Here is a 1,043-nt window from a genome sequence, read left to right as displayed (position 1 = left end):
AAGTGGATTCCCGATTGGTCGGTGAAATGATTACTCTCCGTTTCGATCCTAATGACCTGGAATCAATCGAAGTATGGTTTGACGGACAACAGTTTGAAAATGCAATTCCTTTAAAACTTGCCCGTCCAAGACATGAAAAGGTAGCTTCTGAAACCTCAAATAGAGCTGAAGAAGAATCTGGCCTCAACTTTTTGGATTTAACAGAACCCGACCATGAAAAGAAACAAAAGGAAAAGCGAGGGTCATTAAGCTATCAAACTCTTATAGGGGGAAAAGAAGAATGATTGCAAAACATTTTGGATGGAAGCACACTCCATTTCAAAAGGACATTCCTACTAGACACTTATTCATGGCAAAACAATATAAAGAGCTGCAGGCACGGCTGACATTTATGATTCAGCAGCGTTCATTCGGTCTGATTACCGGGGAAGTCGGCGCTGGAAAATCAACCGCCATCAGGTCACTGAAAGAACGATTGGAAGCAAATCAGCATGTTTTTCTTTATTTATCTGACTCAGCTTTAAAACCCCGCGATTTTTATCGAGAAATGCTTCTCCAGGTAGGAATAGAACCCAAATTTCTGGCGAGTGATCTCAAACGACAATTTAAAACAGCCCTCCTAGACATCTATGAAAACAAAAAGAAAACGCCCGTCGTAGTGATTGACGAAGCGCATTTATTGTCATCATCGATGTTACAGGAAATCAGATTCCTAACAAATTTTCAAATTGATTCCCTGTCACCTTTGGCCCTTATTTTGGTTGGACAGCCCGAATTAAGGGACAAGCTCCGTCTAAGAAGCCTGGAAGCCATTTCTCAAAGGATCAATACCCGCTTCCACCTTGATGGGATGAGTTTCGAAGAAATGATAGAATACATCAAACATCAATTGGAGGTGGCAGGAGAAAGCCGCCAGGTTTTCACGGATTCATCATTAAAATTAATCTTTAAGGAAACTCGAGGCATTCCGCGCTTAACGAACCGTTTATGTACGGAATGCCTGTTAGACGCAGTTTCCAGGAAGCAGGAACTGGTAGACGAAA

The 1,043-nt window shown here is 41.8% G+C and carries 2 protein-coding genes; both read left to right on the top strand.

The genetic code is table 11. From position 1 onward, the window contains the following. On the top strand, positions 1-284 hold a 284-nt coding region (locus BQ5796_RS16905; RefSeq protein ID WP_234969413.1), incomplete at its 5' end, for a Mu transposase C-terminal domain-containing protein. Then, positions 281-1,043, top strand: a 763-nt coding sequence (locus BQ5796_RS16900) for an ExeA family protein (protein ID WP_071461535.1), incomplete at its 3' end; no start/stop codon positions are given. The genes BQ5796_RS16905 and BQ5796_RS16900, both read left to right, overlap by 4 nt.

The organism is Bacillus massilinigeriensis (genome assembly GCF_900111815.1).
Classification (GTDB): domain Bacteria; phylum Bacillota; class Bacilli; order Bacillales; family Cytobacillaceae; genus Mesobacillus_C; species Mesobacillus_C mediterraneensis.
Note: the sequence above shows the minus strand (reverse complement) of the source record. Positions and strands in the feature narration are given on the sequence as shown.